Source organism: Streptomyces sp. T12 (assembly GCF_028736035.1).
Taxonomy (GTDB): Bacteria; Actinomycetota; Actinomycetes; order Streptomycetales; family Streptomycetaceae; genus Streptomyces.
This window is the reverse complement of sequence record NZ_CP117866.1, coordinates 1,452,267-1,469,173: the sequence shown is the minus strand read 5'-3', so window position 1 is coordinate 1,469,173 and position 16,907 is coordinate 1,452,267. Positions and strand designations below refer to the sequence as shown.

17 protein-coding genes are annotated in these 16,907 nt (G+C 71.9%); 6 read left to right on the top strand and 11 right to left on the bottom strand.

Annotated features, from left to right (window positions below; genetic code table 11):
• Positions 1 to 39: 39 nt before the first annotated feature.
• The gene (locus PBV52_RS06395) at positions 40 to 2,613 is read right to left on the bottom strand and encodes an ABC transporter permease (RefSeq protein ID WP_274237307.1); all 2,574 of its coding nucleotides are present in this window, start codon (positions 2,611 to 2,613) and stop codon (positions 40 to 42) included.
• Positions 2,614 to 2,617: 4 nt separating this feature from the next.
• Positions 2,618 to 3,466 (bottom strand): ABC transporter ATP-binding protein, encoded by an 849-nt coding sequence (locus PBV52_RS06390; protein WP_274237306.1) that lies wholly within the window; start codon positions 3,464 to 3,466, stop codon positions 2,618 to 2,620.
• Between the two features lie 193 nt (positions 3,467 to 3,659).
• On the opposite strand from PBV52_RS06390, the gene PBV52_RS06385 reads away from it, so the two are divergent.
• Positions 3,660 to 3,887, top strand: a complete 228-nt coding sequence (locus PBV52_RS06385; RefSeq protein ID WP_274237305.1) for a toxin-antitoxin system HicB family antitoxin — start codon at positions 3,660 to 3,662, stop codon at positions 3,885 to 3,887.
• A 4-nt stretch (positions 3,888 to 3,891) separates the two neighbouring features.
• Entirely contained in the window at positions 3,892 to 4,266 is a 375-nt protein-coding gene (locus PBV52_RS06380; RefSeq protein ID WP_274237304.1) for a fic family toxin-antitoxin system, toxin component, read from the top strand.
• On the opposite strand, the gene PBV52_RS06375 is transcribed toward PBV52_RS06380, so the two are convergent.
• Positions 4,267 to 4,956 (bottom strand): class I SAM-dependent methyltransferase, encoded by a 690-nt coding sequence (locus PBV52_RS06375; protein ID WP_274237303.1) that lies wholly within the window; start codon positions 4,954 to 4,956, stop codon positions 4,267 to 4,269.
• Between the two features lie 112 nt (positions 4,957 to 5,068).
• Positions 5,069 to 5,755, bottom strand: a complete 687-nt coding sequence (locus PBV52_RS06370; RefSeq protein WP_274237302.1) for a triacylglycerol lipase — start codon at positions 5,753 to 5,755, stop codon at positions 5,069 to 5,071.
• 118 nt (positions 5,756 to 5,873) lie between these two features.
• On the opposite strand from PBV52_RS06370, the gene PBV52_RS06365 reads away from it, so the two are divergent.
• Complete coding sequence (locus PBV52_RS06365; RefSeq protein ID WP_274249291.1) at positions 5,874 to 8,165, top strand: LuxR family transcriptional regulator; 2,292 nt, start codon at positions 5,874 to 5,876, stop codon at positions 8,163 to 8,165.
• A gap of 173 nt (positions 8,166 to 8,338) precedes the next feature.
• Here the strand turns inward: PBV52_RS06365 and bioD are convergent, their stop codons facing one another.
• The 3 genes from bioD to bioB are packed head-to-tail and all read right to left on the bottom strand — an operon-like array spanning position 8,339 to position 11,568.
• Positions 8,339 to 9,055, bottom strand: coding sequence for a dethiobiotin synthase (bioD, locus tag PBV52_RS06360; protein ID WP_274237300.1), 717 nt, complete (start codon positions 9,053 to 9,055; stop codon positions 8,339 to 8,341).
• 1 nt (position 9,056) lies between these two features.
• Positions 9,057 to 10,355, bottom strand: a complete 1,299-nt coding sequence (locus PBV52_RS06355; RefSeq protein ID WP_274237299.1) for an adenosylmethionine--8-amino-7-oxononanoate transaminase — start codon at positions 10,353 to 10,355, stop codon at positions 9,057 to 9,059.
• Positions 10,348 to 11,568 carry a biotin synthase BioB gene (bioB, locus tag PBV52_RS06350; protein WP_274237298.1) on the bottom strand — a complete coding sequence of 407 codons (1,221 nt, stop codon included), beginning with the start codon at positions 11,566 to 11,568 and terminating at the stop codon, positions 10,348 to 10,350. Before bioB ends, PBV52_RS06355 begins: the two co-directional genes overlap by 8 nt.
• Before the next feature lie 146 nt (positions 11,569 to 11,714).
• Between bioB and PBV52_RS06345 the strand changes: the two genes are divergently transcribed.
• Complete coding sequence (locus PBV52_RS06345; protein WP_274237297.1) at positions 11,715 to 12,842, top strand: 8-amino-7-oxononanoate synthase; 1,128 nt, start codon at positions 11,715 to 11,717, stop codon at positions 12,840 to 12,842.
• Between the two features lie 71 nt (positions 12,843 to 12,913).
• Here the strand turns inward: PBV52_RS06345 and PBV52_RS06340 are convergent, their stop codons facing one another.
• Positions 12,914 to 13,141 (bottom strand): DUF397 domain-containing protein, encoded by a 228-nt coding sequence (locus PBV52_RS06340; RefSeq protein WP_274237296.1) that lies wholly within the window; start codon positions 13,139 to 13,141, stop codon positions 12,914 to 12,916.
• Between the two features lie 9 nt (positions 13,142 to 13,150).
• Positions 13,151 to 14,020 (bottom strand): helix-turn-helix transcriptional regulator, encoded by an 870-nt coding sequence (locus PBV52_RS06335; protein ID WP_274237295.1) that lies wholly within the window; start codon positions 14,018 to 14,020, stop codon positions 13,151 to 13,153.
• 213 nt (positions 14,021 to 14,233) lie between these two features.
• Here PBV52_RS06335 and PBV52_RS06330 point away from each other — a divergent pair, with 213 nt between their 5' ends.
• Complete coding sequence (locus PBV52_RS06330) at positions 14,234 to 14,692, top strand: ATP-binding protein (RefSeq protein ID WP_274237294.1); 459 nt, start codon at positions 14,234 to 14,236, stop codon at positions 14,690 to 14,692.
• 3 nt (positions 14,693 to 14,695) lie between these two features.
• Here the strand turns inward: PBV52_RS06330 and PBV52_RS06325 are convergent, their stop codons facing one another.
• Positions 14,696 to 15,619 (bottom strand): LysR family transcriptional regulator, encoded by a 924-nt coding sequence (locus PBV52_RS06325; RefSeq protein ID WP_274237293.1) that lies wholly within the window; start codon positions 15,617 to 15,619, stop codon positions 14,696 to 14,698.
• Between the two features lie 111 nt (positions 15,620 to 15,730).
• Here PBV52_RS06325 and PBV52_RS06320 point away from each other — a divergent pair, with 111 nt between their 5' ends.
• Positions 15,731 to 16,345: a LysE family translocator gene (locus tag PBV52_RS06320; protein ID WP_274237292.1), complete on the top strand. Its 615-nt coding sequence runs from the start codon at positions 15,731 to 15,733 to the stop codon at positions 16,343 to 16,345.
• Between the two features lie 85 nt (positions 16,346 to 16,430).
• On the opposite strand, the gene PBV52_RS06315 is transcribed toward PBV52_RS06320, so the two are convergent.
• Positions 16,431 to 16,904: a C40 family peptidase gene (locus PBV52_RS06315; RefSeq protein ID WP_274237291.1), complete on the bottom strand. Its 474-nt coding sequence runs from the start codon at positions 16,902 to 16,904 to the stop codon at positions 16,431 to 16,433.
• Between the last annotated feature and the right edge of the window lie 3 nt (positions 16,905 to 16,907).

Genomic DNA, 16,907 nt, shown 5'->3' with positions numbered 1-16,907 from the left:
CCTCATCCTCAAGGGACTTGAGCAATCGCCGCGGTTCCATCACTCGTGCGCGATGGCCGCCAGCACATTCATGCGTGAGGCACGCAACGCGGGCAGCAGCGCCGCCACGATGCCCACGACCGCCGAGCCGATCACCACCGCCACGATCGTGCCCCAGGGGATCGCCAGCGCCGTCATGCCCTGCAGCGCCAGCACCTGCTGGGTGCACACGCCCCACACCAGCCCCAGCGCGAGGCCCAGGACCGCGCCGAACACGGCGATCACCACCGACTCCAGCCGGATCATCCGGCGCAACTGCCGCCGGGCCAGCCCGATGGCCCTCAGCAGCCCGATCTCCCGGGTGCGCTCGACGACCGACAGGGCGAGGGTGTTCACCACGCCGAGCACCGCGATGACGATCGCGAGGCCGAGAAGGGCGTACACGAGGTAGAGCAGCACGGCGATCTGGTCGTGCACCAGCTGCTTGTAGTCGGCGATGTCCCGGACCTGCACCTGGGGATACGGATCCAGCGTCTCCTCCAGGTTGCCGCGCAGGTCGTCCGCGCTCGTGCCGGACGCGGCGTTGACGTACACGGCCGCGTCCTGCCCGCCCGGCGCGTACTTCTCCAGCGTGCCCAGGCCGAAGTAGATCCCGCCCTGCGCGCCGAACCCCTCGGCGGACTCCTGGTCGGTCAGGGCACCCACCGTCAGCTCGGCCCGCCGGCCGCCCTGGAACTCGACGGGGAGGGCGCTGCCGACGCGTACGCCGTGGTCCTCGGCGAAGTCCTTGTCCATGGCGAGGCGCCCGGCCGCGAGCGCGGCCGCGCTGTCGCCCTGCGCGTAGGTGATGTGGGCGACCTCGTCGAGCTCGGGTTCGTAGCCCGCGGCGGTCGTCTTCACGCGGTCGCCGTCCGGGAGGCTTACGGCGATCGTCGTGAACTGCGAGCGTACGACGAGCCCCGCGCCCGCGGTGTCGCGGATCTTGTCGGTGATCTCCCGTGGGAACGGCACGAAGTTGCTGTTCTGCACCACGAAGTCGGCGCCCAGCGTCTTGTCGATCTGCTGGTCGAACGACTTGGTCATCGAGGCGCTCGCCACCGACATCCCGCCGACCAGTGCGAGGCCCACCATCAGGGCGGCCGCCGTGGCCCCGGTACGGCGCGGATTGCGCAGGGCGTTGCGCTGGCTCATCCGGCCGATGGAGCCGAACAGGGCGGGGAAGGCCCCGCCGAGGACCCGGATCACGGGCCGTACCAGCAGCGGTCCCGCGATCACGGTCGCGATGAGGGTCAGCAGGACACCGAGACCCAGCAGGGACGCCGCCGACGACGTCCTGGACGACACGGCACAGCCCACCAGCGCCGCCGCACCGGCCGCCCCGACCACCGAGCCCAGCACCGCGCGCAGCCGCAGCGGCCGCCCGATCTCGGCGATCTCGGCGTCCGCGAGGGCCGCCATCGGCGAGACACCCGATGCCCGCCGGGCCGGGAGGTAGGCCGCGACGAAGGTGACGCCCAGGCCTACGACGTACGCGGTCACCGGCGTCCCCCAGCCGATGACCATCTCGGTCGTCCTGATGTTCATGCCCATCAGACCCATCAGCTCGATGAGTCCGACGGCCAGCCCGACCCCGGCCGCGAGGCCCGCCGTCGAGCCGACGAGCCCGAGCAGCAGCGCCTCGGTGAGGACCGAGCGCCGCACCTGACGCCGGTCCGCGCCGAGCGCCCGCAGCAGGCCCAGCTCGCGGGTGCGCTGGGCGATCAGCATCGAGAACGTGTTGACGATCAGGAACACGCCCACGAGTACGGCGACCCCGGCGAAGCCGAGCATGACGTACTTGATGATGTCGAGGAACCCGCCCAGCTGTTCGACGTCCGACTCGGCCTGCTCCTCGGCGGTGCGCAGCTCGTAGGTGCCGGCGTCGGTGCCGAGCGCGTCGGCCACGCGCCGCTTGAGCTCCGTGTCGCTGACGCCCTCGGCCGCGTCGACCGAGATGCCGGTGGCCGCCTTCGGGTCGCCCAGCAGCTTCGTCTGTGCGGTCGCGGGGTCGAAGAAGACCAGTGCGGCACCGGGGTTGGTGGTGGTGAAGGTGACGATGCCGACGACCTCGACCGGGAGGGAGCCCTCCTGCCCGATGACCGTGAGGCGGTCGCCGATCCGTACGTCCTTGCTGTCGGCGGTGTCCGCGTCGATCAGCACCTGCGAGTCGCCCTCGGGGGCGTGGCCGGAGGTGAGCTCCACGGGGCTGCGCTCGGTCGGGTTCCAGGCCGTGCCGATGGTGGGGGCGCCGGTGGTCGGGCCCACCGACTCGCGGTTCTCGTCGGCGACGGTGAGGCCCTGCACGTCCACTTCCGCGCGGGCCGCGGCGGCGCCCTGGACCCGGGCGAGACGGTCGGCGAGCGAGGCCGGCAGGGTCAGGGTCTGCCCCGAGGGCACGGTCTCGTCGAGGGTCTCCTTCGGGGTGACGGTGACGTCGGCGGCGGTCGAGGCGAAGAGCCGGTCGAACGTGCGGCTGACGGTGTCCGAGAAGATCAGGCTGCCCGCCACGAACGCCACGGACAGGATCACCGCCAGGGCGGAGAGCAGCAGCCGCCCCTTGTGGGCGAGGAAGCTGCGGAGGGTCGCCTTGAGCACGGCGTCAGCGCTCCTCGGGGGACGTGGGCTCGCCGTCCCCGAACTGGCTGCGGATCACGTCGAAACCGGGGGTCTGGGGGTTTCCCCCAGTAAAGAGGCGCATGCGTTCCAGTACGGCCTCCGCCGTCGGCCGCTCCATCTCGTCCACGATCCGGCCGTCCCCCAGGAAGAGCACCAGGTTGGAGTGGGCGGCGGCGCCCGGGTCGTGGGTGACCATGACGACGGTCTGCCCCAGCTGGTCGACGGCCTCGCGCAGGAAGCCGAGCACTTCCAGTCCGGCCCGCGAGTCGAGATTGCCGGTCGGCTCGTCCGCGAAGATCAGCTCGGGCCGGGAGGCCAGCGCACGGGCGCAGGCGACGCGCTGCTGCTGGCCGCCGGAGAGCTGCGAGGGCCGGTGCTTGAGGCGGTCCCGCAGTCCCAGCGTGTCGATGACCTGGTCCAGCCACTTCTCGTCGGGCTTCTTGCCCGCGATGTCCATGGGCAGGGTGATGTTCTCGGCCGCGTTCAGGGTCGGGATGAGGTTGAACGACTGGAACATGAATCCGATCCGGTCCCGCCGCAGCCGGGTCAGCTCGCGGTCCTTCAGGCCGGTGATCTCGGTGTCGCCCAGCCATACCTGTCCCGCCGAGACGTTGTCGAGGCCCGCCAGGCAGTGCATCAGCGTGGACTTCCCGGAACCCGAGGGCCCCATGACCGCCGTGAAGCGGCCGCGTGCGATGGCCACGTCCACCGCATCGAGGGCCAGCACCGTCGTCTCACCCGAGCCGTACGCCTTGGTCAGACCGCGGGCGCGGGCCGCGATCCCGTCGGCCGACCCGGGGCTCGGGGCGTGCTCCGCAGCTGCTGTGGACAAGGCCGCCTCCTCACGGACATCACGGACTCCTCGCCCGCCGAGCCTAATGTGATCCACCGCACACCGGGTATCCCCCCAAGGTCCCGGTCGCTCTCCGCCCCAGGTCGGGCCCCTGATATCGATGTAAGGGGCACCCTTTACCTGTGAGGTGGCCCCCTTGCCCGTGCTAGCACCTCGGCGCTAGCTTCGAGGTATGGCGAAGACCCAGCTGAACGTGAGAGTGGACGAGGGCACCGCCCGCGCCGCCCGCGAACGTGCCCTGGCCCAAGGCGTGAGCGTCAACCGCTACATCGAGGAGCTGGTCAGAAAGGACACCGGGGAGGTCGGCCATACGTTCGTCGACGCCGCCGCCGACTTCATGAAGCAGTACGAGTCCGTCTTCGCCGAGGAGTTCGGCACGGAGCGCGAAGGTCGCCGCTGATCCGTTGAGCAATCTGAACATCGACCTTGCCTGGCTGCTGATGCTCGCCGAGAAGCGGACGCCCGGGGACCCCCAGGTCACCGACTGGGGAGCCCTCGTCGCCGCCGTCGCCCGCCATCAGGCCGAGATATTCGACGTCCCCGTCTACGACAGTCCGCAGGCCCGCGCCGCAGCCCTGCTCCAACTGCTCATCCACGTACCGGCGTTGGAGCGCTCCAACGCACTGTTCGCCTCCGCGGTGGCCTACGCCTATCTGGTCGCCAGCGGTCTCAAGGTCGTCACCTCACCGGAGCAGGTGCGCGACCTGGCCCGCCTGGTCAAGAGCGGTGAGGCCTCGGTCGAGGACATCGCGCGCGAACTGCGCCAGTGGAGTCTGTGATCAGACGGGCTGCTCCGTCGGCCGCCACGCCGTCCCCAGCGCGCAGTACGACGAGGGGAGCACCGGCCCCCGCTCCGGCATCATCACCTGCCGGTAGGGGCCGAGTTCGAACCCGGCCGCCCGCAGCGCCGCGACCGGGTCGCGCGAGACATGGCAGCCGCCGCTCACCAGCGGCCACACCGTCCGGTCCAGCGCCCGCTGCGTGAGGAGCATCGCGCGCCCGCCGCCCCGCCCGTGCTCGAAGAACCGCACCACACCGCCGGGCCGCAGCACCCGCCGTACCTCACCGAGCGCCCGCGGCACGTCCCGCACGCTGCACAGCACCAGTGAGAGCACCACCGCGTCGAAGGCCTCGCTCTTGACCGGCAGCGCCTCCGCCGCGCCCGGCACCACGTCCACCGGCACCCCGGCGCGCAGCGCGGACTCCACCGCCAACTTCCGCAGCAGGCGCTCCGGTTCGATGGCGACGACCTCCGAGACCGCACTCGGATAGTGGGCGAAGTTCAGACCGTTGCCCGCGCCGATCTCGATCACCCGGCCGGACAGGCCGGTCAGCAGCCGGTCGCGGACGCCGCCCATGCCCATCCGGGTCTCGGCGTTGACGCTGATCCGGGCGTAGCAGCGGGCGAACAGCGGGTGGTGCACGGCATCCCGTGACACCTTGCCGGAGCCGGCGGACCGTAGGGCCATGGGGGACCTCCCTTGCGGGACGGGACTCACTCCCCGATTCTCCCCCGTACGGGACCGGCGCACCCCCCCGCTGTCGCAGTGGTTGTCGTTCAGGCGGACTCGGCCCGCGACCTCAGCCGATGAAGTCCCTGACCTGCTCGTACACGCCGTGGTCGTTGTTCATGTCGGTGTGCGAGACGCACCCGACCTCGACGTTCGTCGCGCCGCTGAGGATCGCGGTGGTGTCGGGGGTGAGCGCGTCGTCGCAGTTCGACCAGTAGCTGGCGTACGACACGCTGCCCGGGGTCTCGTCGCCGGAATTCAGGGCGGTCAGGAAGGAGCTGCCGGTGTTCATCTCCGAGCAGGACGTGTACAGCCACGCACACCACGAGGCGGTGGAGGTGCCGTGGTTCACCCCGGCCGTCGAGACGAAGTCGTCCACGTACGACGTCCCGCCGAGGTTCTTGAGGTAGTAGCGGGAGCTGAGCGCGCCCATGGAGTGGACGACGATGTCCACCTTCGAGGCGCCGGTCCGGGCGAGCACGTTTCTGATCTCGGTCGAGAGTTGCTGGGCGGTGGTGGCGTTCGACTGGGCCCAGTCGTACGACCAGGCGTCGAGCTCGGCGGAGGTGTAGCCGTCGGCCTTGAAGTAGCCGACCCAGTCGTTCCAGCTGCTCGCCGAGCTGCTCAGGCCGTGCACGAAGACGACGGGGTCGTGGGTGGCGGCGTGCGCGGGTGTGGGGGAGAGGGACAGTGACAGAAGGAGCGAAGAGGCCAAGGCCGTCAGGGCCGTGGCGATGCGACGCTTGCGGCGCTGCATGATGCCTCCTGAAACGTGTGGGGTTGTCAGGAGTGTCGAGCCGGGTCTACGCGCGCCGCATCGGCGAAATCGCCGGTCTTTACGGTTCAATTAACTCGCCAGTAACGTCATTTGTGTGGTGACTCCGGTGAACCCCCCGCCCCTTGACCGCACTTCGCCACCGCGGCTCACGGACCAGTGGCGACAGCCGCACGCCGCCCTCCCCGAGGGCGTCCGCGTGCGGGTGCTGCGCGCTGTGTACGGCGATGTGCGCGCCGCCGCCGAACTGGTCCCGCGCCTGACCGACCGCCAGGCTGCGGGCGTCGACCCGCTCCCGACGCAACCGGCGGAGCTGGCCCCGACCTTGCTGCGCGAACGCCGGGCGGAGACAAGGGCGTTGCCGGACGACACACGCCTCCTGCTGCTCCTCGCCGCGGCCGACCAGTACCCGGTTCCCACCGACGCCTTCCTGCGCGCCGTCATGGCCGCCCGCCTCGACACCCGGCCCCTGGACGCCGCCGAGGCGGCCGGCGTCGCGCACGCCGGAGCGGGCGGGGTGGTCTTCCGCGACGCGTGGACACGGATCGCGGCCTACGAGACGGGCTCCCCGGCCGACCGCCGCGACGTCCACCGCCTGCTGGCCCGGGTGCTGAGCGGCGAGGGGGAGACGCCGTGGCGGTCCTGGCACCGGGGTGCGGGGGCGCTCGGCCCCAGCGGGCGGCTGGCGGCGGAACTCGGCGCCGCCGCGGGCAGGGCGGGTGAGGCGGGCCGGCTGTCCTTGGCACGTGCGCTGGCCGAGCGGGCGGCCGAGCTGTGCCCCGACCCGTCCGAGCAGGTCCGCCTGGTCGCCCGGGCTGCCGCCTACGCCTGGCAGTCGGGCGACGGGGACCGGGCCCGCAGGTTGGCGGCCACCACCTCCGACGACGCTCTGACCGGGGTGCTCGCCCTTCGGGCGGGGAACGCGTCGGAGGCGTTCGACGCGTTGCTGACGGCGGTGGCCTTCCCACCCCCGGTGCGCACGGTTCCCGGGCCCGCGACGCCGGCGGTCGGCAAGGTTCCCGTACCGTCAACCGACCTCGCCGCCCCAGCCTCGGTGCGGTCGTCCGCCGCCTCCGCCCCCGCCGCCCACCTCCTCGCCCGAGCCACCGAAGCCGCCATCTACACCGGAGACATACGACGCCTGCGAGAGGCTGCCCGCGTCGCCGATCGGCTCGGCGTCGTGCCGCCGGGCACGCTGAGCGGGCTGGTGGCCGCCTTCGACGGGCGGTACGAGGATGCGCGCGACCTGCTGAGGGGGGCGGCCGGGCGGTGCGGGCCGGGGGGTGACCCCACTGTCCTCATCCACGCCGGCATCGCCGAGCTGCTCCTCGGCGATCACACCCGCGCGGCCACGGCGACCGTCCGCGCGGCCGCCTCCGCCCGGGCTCGGGGCACGCCGGTGACCGTGCCGCAGGCGATGGAGTTCCGCGCGTACGCCGACTTCTGGGCCGGGCGCCCCAGGGCCGGCGAGGCCGCTGCGACGGACGCGCTGTGGCAGGCCCACGCCACAGGTCAGGACAACGGTGCCTGCCATCTGCAGGCCGCCCTCGCCATGTTCGCCGCGCTCACGGGAGATGCGGACGTCTGCCGCGAACGTGCCGCGACCGCACGGTCGTACGCCCTCGCCCGCGGCCTGGGCCTGCCCGCCGCCCTCGCCCAGTGGGCGCTCGCCTTCCTCGACCTGAGCACCGGCAACTTCGCCGCCGCGGCCGCCCGCCTGCGTGCCCTGGCCGGATTCGGCCCCGGGCACGGCCACCGGGCCATCCGCCACCTGGCCACCCCGCACTACGTCGAGGCCGCCGTCCGCACCGGCGACACCCGGGTCGCCCGCGTCGCGCACGCCGACTACCACCGCTGGGCGAGCATCGTGCGCAGCCCCGACGACCTGGCCCTCAGCGCCCGCTGCCGCGCGCTGCTCGCGCCCGGGGAGGAAGCGGTGGACCACTACCGCACGGCACTCGGCCTGCACTCCCACGGCACCCGCGACTTCGAACGCGCGCGCACGGAGCTGCTGTTCGGCAGTGCCCTGCGCCGACTGCGCCGCCGTACGGAAGCACGCGACCGCTTGCACAGCGCCCTGGAGGCGTTCGACTCCTTCGGCGCGCCGCACTGCGCGGACCAGGCTCGCACCGAGCTCCGTGCCCTCGGCGCACCCGCCTCACCGACGCCCCACGCAACGGGACACCCCACGACCCGCCTCACGGCCCAGCAACTCCTGGTCGCCCGGATGGCCGCCGACGGCGCCACCAACCGCGAGATCGCCGCCCGCCTCGCCCTCAGCCCACGCACGATCGACCACCACCTGCGAGGCGTCTTCACCCGCCTGGGCATCCGCTCCCGCATCGAACTGGTGCGACTCATCGCCGAGGGCGACGAAGGCGAGCCCGGCTAGGCGGAGCCAGGCTAGGCGCCGGAGAACGCGCGGGCGAACCCGGTCAGACTCCGCGGGCAGGCCCAGATCTCCGCTTCACGGGCCGTGTCACCGTCGGCCGCCACGCTCGCCTCGAGATTCCTCGCGCAATTCACGCAGACATGGCAGGCAGACATGGCACGCAGAGTCACGGCTCAGGGCGCCGCCCGCCCCCGAAACCCGTCCGCGTCCCACGTCCCGAACAACCTCGGCGCCAGCCAACCCGGCGCCGCGTCACGGAAGTCGGCAGGTGCGAGCGACCCCGCCCCGGCCGGCACCGCGCCCAGCAGCGGCGCCGCCGCCACGTCCGGCAGATCCGCGACATTGCAACGCGACGCCAGATCCGGTGCCTCGGGCCAGCTGCCGATCACCACGCCCAGCAGGTCCAGCCCCCGACCGCGCAGTTCACGTGCCGTCAGCTCCGTCGTGTTCAGCGTGCCCAGACCTGCCGATGCCACCACCAGGACCGGCGCCGACATCAGCTCGGCCGCGTCCGCCAGCGTGCCGCCTGCCTCGTCGAAACGGACGAGCAGCCCGCCCGCGCCTTCCACCAGCACCAGGTCGTGCTCGGCGGCCAGCTTGGCGGCGGCCTCGGCGATCTCGTGCGGACGGACCGGCGGGCGGCCGGCCCGGCGCGCCGCCGTCGCCGGGGCCAACGGCTCGGGATAGCGGGCGACTTCCGCGATCGTCACCGTGCCCGCGAGCCGCGCGACCTCCGCCGCGTCGCCCCGTTCGTCCGCCGTCACGCCCGTCTGCGCGGCCTTCAACACCGCCACCGACCGGCCCGCGGTCACCGCCGCCGCGGCGACCGCGGCCGTCGTGACCGTCTTGCCGACCTCCGTGCCCGTGCCCGTGATCACCAGTACCGGCATGTCAGCTCTCCCGCGCTGCCGCGCACACCGCGCGGGCGATCCGTGCCACGTCCGCGTCCCCCGTGACGTACGGCGGCATCGTGTAGATGAGATCGCGGAACGGCCGCAGCCACACGCCCTCGCGCACAGCGGCCGCGGTCGCCGCTTCCATGTCCACCGGGTGATCCAGCTGGACGACTCCGATGGCACCGAGCACACGTACGTCCCGCACACCGGGGAGCTCCAGGGCCGGGGCCAGCCCGTCCCGCAGCCCCGCCTCGATCCGCTTGACCTCGGCCAACCAGTCCTGGCCGAGCAGCAGCTCGATCGAGGCGCAGGCGACCGCGGCCGCCAGCGGATTGCCCATGAAGGTCGGCCCGTGAGCCAGCACCGGCACCTCGCCCCGCGAGATCCCGTCGGCCACCCGCGCCGTGCACAAGGTGGCGGCCATCGTCAGATAGCCGCCCGTCAGCGCCTTGCCCACGCACATCACATCCGGCGTCACCGCCGCGTGCTCCGCCGCGAACAGCGCGCCCGTGCGACCGAACCCGGTCGCGATCTCGTCGAACACCAGCAGCACGTCGTGCGCGTCGCACGCCTCGCGCAGCACCCGCAGATACGCGGGGGAGTGGAACCGCATCCCGCCCGCGCCCTGCACGACCGGCTCGACGATCACGGCCGCCAGTTCGTCGGCGTGCCGCTCGATCAGCGAACGCAGCTGGTCGGCGTACGACTCCTCGTACTCCGTCGGCGGCGGATCCGCGAACACCTGGCGCTGCAGTACGCCGGTCCACAGCTCGTGCATCCCGCCCTCGGGGTCGCACACCGACATCGGCTGCCAGGTGTCGCCGTGGTAGCCGCCGCGCCAGGTCAGCAGCCGCTGCTTGCCGGGGCGGCCCAGCGAACGCCAGTACTGCAGGCACATCTTGACCGCGACCTCGACCGACACCGACCCGGAGTCGGCGAGGAACACATGCTCCAGGCCCTCGGGTGACATGTCGACAAGGAGCTTCGCCAGCCGTACGGCGGGCTCGTGCGTGAGCCCGCCGAACATCACATGGCTCATGCGCGACAGCTGCTCGCGCGCGGCCTCGTTGAGCACCGGGTGGTTGTAGCCGTGGATCGCCGACCACCAGGACGACATCCCGTCGACCAGCTCACCCGAGCCGTCCGCCAACTTCAGCCGCACCCCGCAGGCCGACTCCACGACCAGCGGCTCGATGCGGCCGGGCATGGGGCCGTACGGATGCCAGACGTGCCGCCGGTCGAGCTCCAGCAGCTCGGGCACGGTCAGGTCGGGCACGAGGTGCGGGTCAGGCATTGGGCGCGAGGTCCGTTCCGGCGCCCCGGCGGCGTACGGCGACCAGGTCGGTGCGCGGTTCGGTCGAGACGGGCGCGGCAGCGGCCGTACCGCACACACCGCCCCCCTCGTGCGACCCGCACCCGGCGCTGTCGTGCCCACCGCACCCGGCGCTCTCCTGGGACCCGCAGCCCGCGCTCTCGTGCGAGCCGCAGCCGCCCTGGGCCGTCGCCCGGTGCTCCGGCAGGGTCACCTGGTCGGCGCCCTCCACCTCGAACCCGGCGTCCGCGATCATCTCCAGGTCGGCCTTGCCCGCCTGGCCCTCGCTGGTGAGGTAGTCGCCGAGGAAGATCGAGTTGGCCAGGTGCAGGGCGAGCGGCTGCATCGAGCGCAGATGCACCTCGCGGCCGCCGGCGATGCGCACCTCGACGTCCGGGCACACGAACCGGACCATCGCCAGGATCCGCAGACACCGCTGCGGGGTGAGGTTCCACTCCTTGGCCAGCGGGGTGCCCTCGAACGGGATCAGGAAGTTGACCGGCACAGAGTCCGGGTCCAGCTCGCGCAGTGAGTAGACGACGTCGACCAGGTCCTCGTCGCTCTCGCCCATGCCGGCGATGAGGCCGGAGCAGGCGGACAGGCCGGCCGCGTGCGCCTTCTGCACGGTGTCGACGCGGTCGGCGTAGGTGTGCGTGGTCGTGATGTCCGCGTATGTGCCCTCGGAGGTGTTGAGGTTGTGGTTGTAGGCGTCCGCACCCGCCTCGCGCAGCCGCTCCGCCTGGCCGTCGGACAGCAGGCCGAGACAGGCGCACACCTCGACGCCCTCGTTCTGGTCCTTGATCGCCTTGATGGTGTCGGAGACCCGGTCCACATCACGGTCGGTCGGGCCGCGCCCGGACGCCACCAGACAGACCCGCTTGGCGCCACCCGCCAAACCGGCGGCGGCGGCCTGCGATGCCTCGTCCGGCTTGAGCCAGGTGTACTTGAGGATGCCGGCGGTGGAGCCGAGCCGCTGGGAACAGTAGGAGCAGTCCTCCGGGCACAGGCCCGACTTGAGGTTGACGAGATAGTTGAGTTTCACCCGTCGGCCGAACCACTGCCGGCGTACCTTGCCGGCCGCGGCCACCACATCGAGCAGGTCGTCGTCGGAAGTGGCGAGGACGGCCAAGGCTTCCTCGCGGGTCGGCAGCTCGCGCCGAAGCCCCTTGTCCACCAGCGTGTTCAGCAGGTCCATGGGAGCTGATCCTTACGTACGGAGGGCCTCCGAGCCAAGGAGAGTTTGCACAACCCTGTCACTTCGATGTGTGGGTATTGCCACACCGTGGGTGGTCGGCCGTGCGACTAGTGTCTGTGCACTGCCTACAAAAGCCCGGAGGAGCCATGGCGTTCGGCTGGATCGACGAGCAGGCGGAGCTGCGCCGCCGTGCCGGACTCGTACGGACCCTGCGCCCCCGCCCCGCCGACTCGCCGCTCCTCGACCTCGCGAGCAACGACTACCTGGGCCTGGCCCATCACCCGGAGGTCACCGAGGGCGCGGCGCGGGCCGCCCGGACGTGGGGCGGCGGCGCGACCGGTTCCCGGCTCGTCACGGGCACGACGGAGCTGCACGCCGAGCTGGAGCGCGAGCTGGCCGACTTCTGCGGCTTCGAGGCGGCACTCGTCTTCTCCTCCGGCTACGCGGCCAACCTCGCGGCGGTCACGGCGCTGGCGCCGCACGGCTCGCTGATCGTCTCGGACGCGGGCAACCACGCCTCGCTGATCGACGGCTGCCGGCTCGCGCGGGGCACCACACAGGTCGTCGCGCACTGCGAACCGGACGCCGTGCGCAAGGCGCTCCAGACGCACGACGGACCCGCCGTCGTCGTGTCCGACACCGTCTTCTCGGTCGACGGCGACGCCGCCCCGCTCGGCGGGCTCGCCGAGGCGAGCCGGGAACACGGTGCCGGGCTGGTCGTCGACGACGCCCACGGCCTCGGTGTGCTCGGCGACGGCGGCCGCGGCGCCCCGTACGCGGCGGGGCTCGCGGGCGCCGACGACGTCGTCGTGACGGTCACGCTGTCCAAGTCGCTCGGCAGTCAGGGCGGAGCCGTCCTCGGCCCCGCCCGGGTGATCGACCATCTGGTCAACGCGGCCCGGACGTTCATCTTCGACACGGGCCTCGCCCCCGCGGCGGCGGGCGCGGCCCTGGCGGCGCTGAGACTGCTGCGCCGCGAGCCGGAGCGTGCGGCGCGGGCGCGCACGGTGGCGAACGAACTGCACACCCGGCTGACGGCCACGGGACTGCAAGCCGTTCGACCGGACGCCGCGGTCGTCTCCGTGCGCGCGCCGTCCCCCGAAGAAGCCGTGCTCTGGGCGGCCGAGTGCCGTACGGCCGGCCTCGCCGTGGGCTGCTTCCGTCCCCCTTCCGTCCCCGACGGCATCTCACGGCTGAGGCTGACCGCCCGCGCGGACCTCTCCGAGGGGCAGATCGAACGCGCTGTACGGGTCATCGGCGAGACACGACCATGAGTCGGCGTGACACGGCCCTGCCGCCGCACCTGGCGTAAATGATCAGAGTTGGTCAGAACTGATCGGAACGGTCAGGACTGGAACGCGGCCGTGAAACCCGCCCAGCTCTCGGGGGAGAAGAGCAGCGCGGGTCCGGCCGGGTCCTTGGAGTCGCGCACGGCGAGCAGTCCGATCCAGGGACCGGAGTGCGGCCGTGCGGTCTCGACGCAGTTGTTCGCTCCGGTGCTGTAGCTGCTGCGCAGCCATCGCGCACCGAGCAGATCGGTACTTGAAGTCACGTTCCGAGGCAGTGCGGTCATGGTGCCTCCTTACGCGCCGCCAGCCAGCGCGGCGATGTAATCCAACGATTCCTCGGGCGAAAGGGCGTGGATCCGAAGGGTGTTGAAGGCCTCCGTGTAGGCCTGGAGGTCTTCTTTCCGTTCGAGGTAGAGGCTACTCGTCAAGTGGTCGAGAACAACCACATCCAGATCAGAAGTGCGCGAAAATGAGAAGATAACGAAAGGCCCGGTGATGCCGACATGCTCGCCGGCCGCGAACGGCAGGACCTGCAGCCTGACTTGGGGCAGTCGCGCCGCCTCCATCAGCCGCCTCAGCTGCCGCGCCATCACCTCGGGCCCGCCGATCTCCCGGCGCAACACCGCCTCGTCGAGCACCGCGCTCAGGTGCAACGGCGGATCGGCGTGCAGCACGTCCTGCCTGGCCAGACGGACCGCGACCAGCGCGTCGAGCCGTTCGTCGGCGGCGTCGTCGAGCCCGCCCACCGCGGCCCGCGTCACCGCCCGGGCGTACTCGGGCGTCTGGAGCAACCCGGGCACCACGGAGGTCTCCAGCGTGCGCATCGCGCTCGCCTGGGACTCCAGGCTGATGAAGTCCCGGTACGTCGGCGGCAGCACTCCGCGGTACGCGTGCCACCAGTGATGCCGCCCGCCCCCCTCGTCGGATCCCGCCAACACCACGAGCAATTCGCGCAGTTGGGAATCCTGTACGCCGTACGCGTCCAGCAGTAACCGCACATCGGCCGGTTTCACCCCACTGGCGCCGGTCTCGATCCGGCTCACCTTGGACTGGTGCCAGCCCACCAGCCGGGCCGCCTCACCACTGGTGAGCCCGGCACCGGTGCGCAACGCACGCAGTTCCGCGCCCAGTTTCCGGCGGCGCACCGCGGGACCGTGCTGCATGGGCAACTCCTTACTCCAACCGAGCCGCCCAAATACGGTCTGCCGTCGCAGAGTTCACCGCTTCGAGCGACAGATATATGCATATCTTGGTGGATCGGCACCCTGACGGCCCTGGTAATGGCAGTCTGGCGACGAAGCACCAGTCCGGGACCGTACTCGAACCATCCGCTCCGTGTCGGACTGCGGTCCCGTTGGGAAAGGGACGACGTCGCCATGGCAGATCACCTGGAAGCATCCGTCACTCTGCCGAGCGATCCAGCCTCGGTCTCCGCGGCCCGGGCCTACGTGGTCACCACCCTCGCGGAGTGGGGACTGCCACCGGACACGGAGGCGGCCGACACCATCCGGCTGATCGTCTCCGAACTCACCACCAACGCCGTACAGCACACCCTCGGGCAGTCACCCACCTTCACGGTGGACCTCGAGCTCGACCGTGACGAACACCTGCGCATCGGGGTCACCGACAGCCACCCGCGCTTCCCCAAGCGGCTGCCGGCCGCCGTCCAGCAGGACAACGGCCGTGGCCTGGTCATCATCCGCTGGCTGACCGCGGAGTGCGGCGGCAAGCTGAGGGTGCGGCCCACCCGCGAGGGCGGCAAGACCGTCTCCATCGAACTGCCGTGGACTGCGGCCGCGGAGCCGGTGCCGGCTGCGGGACAGCAGGAACCATGACGCTCAGGGCTGCTGTGGCTGCCCTGCTCGTCCGTACGTGCCGCGCAACAGCGCCCGGAAGGCGTCCGCCGCGGGAGCTGCCTCGTCGCTGCGGAAAGCGACCGAGATCGTACGGCGCAGATCGCCGCCCTCCAGCGCCCGCACCCCGACCGGCGTGACCGACGTGCGCGCCACCATCTCCGGTACGACCGCCACCCCGAGCCCCGCACTGGCCAGTGCGCACACCAGGAGGTACCCCGGCGTCGGGACCCGCACCGAGGGCGTGGCACCGGCCTCGGCCAGCACCGCCTCGACCGCCCGCCGGGCTGGAGCGTCCGGTGCCATGCTGATCAGCGGCTGCCCCGTGAGCTCGGCCAGCGGCAGTCGTGCGGCACCGCTGGTGAGGACGTGGCCCGGAGCGGACACCAGGACCAGTTCCTCGACCAGGATCGGCTCGACGGCGACGGAGGACGGCAGCGGGACCGGATCGCCGGGTGTGTAGGCGTGGGTCAGCGCCAGATCGATCTCCCCGGCCGCCACGGCGGCGACACCGGCCGACGGTTCGTAGTCGGCGACCGTCAGCCCCACATCCGGATGTGCCCGGCGGAAGGCGCTGAGGGCCGGGGGCAGCAGATGGATGCCCGCGGTCTGGAAGGTGCCGAGCCGGAGGGTCCCGCCCGTCAGGCCGGTCAGCCGGGCCAGTTCATGCCGTGCCTGGTCGAGTTCGTCGAGCACCCGCCGCGCCCGGGCCACCAGCAGCTCGCCCGCACCCGTCAGCCGCGCCCCGCGGTGGTGCCGTACCAGAAGGGCGGTGCCCGCCTCGCGCTCCAGTTTGGCCAGCTGCTGGGAGAGCGCGGGCGTGGTGTAGCCGAGCCGCTCGGCGGCCCGGGTGATCGAACCCGCCTCGGCGACCGCCACCAAGGCGGCGAGGCGGGTCGGGTCGTACATGGTGGGTGTCCCTTCGCGCGCGGCGCCGAGCAGCAGGCTAAAGCATTGCTTAAGGACTACCCAGAATATTCGACATACCTGCTGAAGGCTTCGGCGCGGCAGGCTGGCCGTATGGACGCTCAGCTCATCGCCTTCACCGGGGTCTCCGCCGGCCTGGTCGCCATGCCCGGGGCCGACTTCACCGTCGTCGTACGCAATGCCCTCGTCTCCCGCCGGGCCGGGATCGTCTGCGCGCTGGGGATCGGGGCCGGGCTGCTGGTCCATGTGACGCTGGCGGTGGTGGGAGTCGCCGCGGTCCTGGCCGCCGTACCGGCGCTGTTCCGCGCGCTCCAGGTGGCGGGCGGCGTCTATGTGCTCTATCTGGCCGTCCAGACGCTGCGGCAGCGGCACACCGATGGGGAGAACGCGCAGGAGGATTCCACCGCGCGACCGCTGCGGCAGGGCTTCGTCACCAACGCCCTCAATCCGAAGGCGTCCCTCACGTTCCTCAGCGTGCTGCCGCAGTTCCTGCCCGCGGGGGCTCCGGCGCTGCCCCGGACGCTGCTGCTCGCGCTGATCGTGGTCGCGATCGCGCTCGTCTGGTTCCAGGTGGTCGCCCTGCTGGTGGACCGGCTCGGCAGGTGGCTGCGCCGGCCGCGCACCGCACGGGCGGTCACGACCGTCACCGGCGCCGCGCTGACGGCCTTCGGCGTGGCACTCCTCGCCGGGCCGCTGCGGGCCGTCTGACAGCCTTTGCCGGCGCCCGGCCTTCAGTCCGGGGCCCCGGGGGCGCTGACGGCGCGTCAGGCAGCCGTCAGCGCCCCCGGGGAGGTCACTTGACCCGGCCGTACCAGACGCTCCTGGTCCAGATCTTCTGCAGCCTCACGACGTCCCCGCTCTTGGGGGAGTGCCAGATCTTTCCCTTCCCGGCGTAGATGCCGACGTGGTAGACGTTCGACCCCGAGTGGAAGAACACCAGGTCCCCGGCCTTGCGGTTGCCGGCAGAGATGTGGCGGGTCTTGTTGTACTGCTGGGCCGCGGTACGGGGCAGCTTCTTGCCGGCCTTCTTGTACGAGTACAGCGTGAGCCCGGAGCAGTCGAACCTGTGCGGACCTGTGGCGCCCCACTTGTACGGGGAGCCCTTCTTGGAGGCCGCGATCTGAAGTGCCTTCGTCGCCGGCGTGGCGGCTTCGGCCTCGGAGGCGAAGCCGGGCGCCACGATCGAGCCGCCCACTGCGGCGATGGTGAGAGCCGAGGCCGTACCGGCCCGGACCATGAGCGACGGGACACGATTGAGCGCAGTCATGCG

Coding starts and splice junctions, on each gene's coding strand:
- PBV52_RS06385 (WP_274237305.1), top strand. CDS start 3,660: ATGGCGAAGACCCAGCTGAACGTGAGAGTGGACGAGGGCACCGCCCGC.
- PBV52_RS06375 (WP_274237303.1), bottom strand. CDS start 4,956: ATGGCCCTACGGTCCGCCGGCTCCGGCAAGGTGTCACGGGATGCCGTG.
- PBV52_RS06370 (WP_274237302.1), bottom strand. CDS start 5,755: ATGCAGCGCCGCAAGCGTCGCATCGCCACGGCCCTGACGGCCTTGGCC.
- bioD (WP_274237300.1), bottom strand. CDS start 9,055: ATGCCGGTACTGGTGATCACGGGCACGGGCACGGAGGTCGGCAAGACG.
- PBV52_RS06355 (WP_274237299.1), bottom strand. CDS start 10,355: ATGCCTGACCCGCACCTCGTGCCCGACCTGACCGTGCCCGAGCTGCTG.
- bioB (WP_274237298.1), bottom strand. CDS start 11,568: ATGGACCTGCTGAACACGCTGGTGGACAAGGGGCTTCGGCGCGAGCTG.
- PBV52_RS06345 (WP_274237297.1), top strand. CDS start 11,715: ATGGCGTTCGGCTGGATCGACGAGCAGGCGGAGCTGCGCCGCCGTGCC.
- PBV52_RS06340 (WP_274237296.1), bottom strand. CDS start 13,141: ATGACCGCACTGCCTCGGAACGTGACTTCAAGTACCGATCTGCTCGGT.
- PBV52_RS06335 (WP_274237295.1), bottom strand. CDS start 14,020: ATGCAGCACGGTCCCGCGGTGCGCCGCCGGAAACTGGGCGCGGAACTG.
- PBV52_RS06330 (WP_274237294.1), top strand. CDS start 14,234: ATGGCAGATCACCTGGAAGCATCCGTCACTCTGCCGAGCGATCCAGCC.
- PBV52_RS06325 (WP_274237293.1), bottom strand. CDS start 15,619: ATGTACGACCCGACCCGCCTCGCCGCCTTGGTGGCGGTCGCCGAGGCG.
- PBV52_RS06320 (WP_274237292.1), top strand. CDS start 15,731: ATGGACGCTCAGCTCATCGCCTTCACCGGGGTCTCCGCCGGCCTGGTC.
- PBV52_RS06315 (WP_274237291.1), bottom strand. CDS start 16,904: ATGACTGCGCTCAATCGTGTCCCGTCGCTCATGGTCCGGGCCGGTACG.